This window comes from Pseudomonas sp. P5_B2 (assembly GCF_056400445.1).
Genome location: NZ_JBFULH010000605.1, coordinates 1 through 2,406, shown reverse-complemented (window position 1 = coordinate 2,406; position 2,406 = coordinate 1). Strand labels below are relative to the sequence as shown.

The 2,406-nt window shown below is 58.4% G+C and carries 3 protein-coding genes; 2 read left to right on the top strand and 1 reads right to left on the bottom strand.

Going from position 1 to position 2,406, the window contains the following annotated elements; genetic code table 11:
- A partial coding sequence (locus tag AC1DRJ_RS24585) for a hypothetical protein (protein WP_477804448.1) occupies positions 1-153 on the top strand: 153 nt, incomplete at its 5' end.
- A gap of 351 nt (positions 154-504) precedes the next feature.
- Positions 505-1,842 (top strand): NADP-specific glutamate dehydrogenase, encoded by a 1,338-nt coding sequence (gdhA, locus tag AC1DRJ_RS24580; RefSeq protein ID WP_477804447.1) that lies wholly within the window; start codon positions 505-507, stop codon positions 1,840-1,842.
- On the opposite strand, the gene AC1DRJ_RS24575 is transcribed toward gdhA, so the two are convergent.
- On the bottom strand, positions 1,839-2,333 hold the full coding sequence (locus AC1DRJ_RS24575; protein WP_477804446.1) for a GreA/GreB family elongation factor: 495 nt from the start codon (positions 2,331-2,333) through the stop codon (positions 1,839-1,841). The genes gdhA and AC1DRJ_RS24575 overlap by 4 nt on opposite strands.
- Between the last annotated feature and the right edge of the window lie 73 nt (positions 2,334-2,406).

The following is a 2,406-nucleotide window of genomic DNA, read 5'->3' as shown; positions in this document are numbered from 1 at the left end:
GACCGCGTCGCGACGCACATCCTGGCGTACGAAGACGACTCGCAAGCGGTGTTCTTCGAAGGTAACTACACCGAATACGAAGCCGATCGCCGCAAGCGTCTTGGCGAAGCGGCTACCCAACCGCATCGTGTACGGCACAAAAAACTGGCCTGATCCGGGTTGGTTATATGAAAAACGGAGCCTTCTGGCTCCGTTTTTTATGGGCTCAGTTGCACCGTGGTGTGTCCATCGCGCGCAGGAGGCACACTCCACAGGGATTATGTGATCGACACAAATCTTCTGTGGGAGCGAGCCTGCTCGCGAAGCGGTGTCACTGATGGTGCAACACTCGAAGGGTTGCTCCCTGTTACGGTGCAAAAACCGTCCGATAACCGGACTTATTTATACTCAGCGCACCATTTAATTTCATAATTGCGACATTCGGCGCTGTCATTGTGCGCATTCTGTTTGCTAGAGTCCGGCCCCAATCTCTTCCAACGAAAATAAATCTGCCGAGACTGTTCCATGATCGAATCCGTCGAATCCTTCCTTGCCCGTCTGAAAAAACGCGACCCTGACCAACCTGAATTCCACCAAGCCGTGGAAGAAGTCCTGCGCAGCCTGTGGCCATTTCTCGAAGCCAACCCGCACTATTTGACCTCCGGTATTCTGGAGCGGATTTGCGAGCCTGAGCGTGCGGTCGTTTTCCGGGTTTCCTGGGTCGATGATCAAGGCAAAGTGCAGGTCAATCGCGGCTTCCGTATCCAGATGAACAGCGCGATCGGTCCCTACAAGGGCGGGCTGCGTTTCCATCCTTCGGTGAACCTTGGCGTATTGAAGTTCCTCGCCTTCGAACAGACGTTCAAAAACTCGCTGACATCGCTGCCCATGGGCGGGGGCAAAGGTGGTTCGGACTTCGATCCCAAAGGTAAGAGCGACGCTGAAGTCATGCGCTTCTGCCAGGCGTTCATGAGCGAGTTGTACCGTCACATTGGCGCTGACGTTGACGTGCCGGCCGGTGATATCGGCGTCGGTGCCCGCGAAATCGGCTTCCTGTTCGGTCAATACAAGCGCCTGAGCAACCAGTTCACCAGCGTGCTGACCGGCAAGGGCCCCAGCTATGGCGGCAGCCTGATTCGCCCGGAAGCCACTGGTTTTGGCTGCGTGTACTTCGCCGAGGAGATGCTCAAGCGCAACGGTGAAACCGTTGAAGGCAAGCGAGTTGCAATCTCGGGATCCGGTAACGTCGCGCAATATGCGGCGCGCAAGGTCATGGACCTGGGGGGCGTAGTGGTTTCGCTGTCCGACTCCGAAGGCACGCTCTACTGCGAAAGCGGTTTGACCGAAGAGCAATGGCAGGCGGTGCTGGAGCTGAAAAATGTCCAGCGCGGACGCATCAGTGAACTGGCCGGCCGTTTCGGTCTGGAGTTCCTGGCGGGCCATCACCCGTGGACGCTGAGTTGCGACATCGCGCTGCCATGCGCAACACAAAACGAACTGGACGCCGAGGCGGCCCGTACATTGCTACGCAACGGCTGTATCTGTGTGGCGGAAGGGGCCAACATGCCGACGACCCTGGAGGCTGTGGACCTGTTTATCGAGGCGGGGATTCTGTTCGCACCGGGCAAGGCTTCCAACGCGGGTGGGGTGGCGGTGAGCGGGCTGGAGATGTCGCAGAATGCCATGCGCCTGCTGTGGACGGGTGGCGAAGTCGACAACAAGCTCCATGCGATCATGCAATCGATCCACCATGCTTGCGTGCATTACGGTGAAGAGAACGGCCGGATCAACTATGTCAAAGGCGCGAACATCGCCGGCTTTGTCAAAGTCGCCGACGCCATGCTCGCCCAAGGCGTGGTTTAGGCCGGTTCGATGCGGGTGATCTCGATCAGTTGATCACCCACCGGACGTTGCCACAGCACCTCATCGCCCAGTTGCGCCCCGAGCAACGCCCGGCCCAACGGTGAACCCCAATTGATCAGGCCCGCCGCAGCGTCGGCCTGGTCTTCACCCACCAACTGCACGGTTTGACTAATGTCGTGTTCGTCAGCGAACGTCACACGGCTGCCGATCTGCACTTTTTCAGTCGAGCTGGCAGCGGTCACGACCTGAGCACTTTGCAAGCGCTGGTTGAAATACCGCAAATCGCGCTCAAGGTCCGCTTGGCGCTGCTTGTCTGCTTGCTCCCCTTTGGCCGATTGCTCGCTGTGCAGGTGTTGCAGTTCCGACACTTTCGCCTGCAATTGGGCCAGCCCCGTGGGCGTGACGTAATTGGGCTGCGCGCTGACCTGCCGTTCGACAGGCTGATCGGCTTGCGCGGCGGCGTTATCTTCGTTGACGAATGCGCGGCTCATGCTCTTCTCCCGTTATAGGGTTTGGGCCATGCTGGCAAGTATGTAGGAGCMCAGYTTGCTGGCGATGGCATCA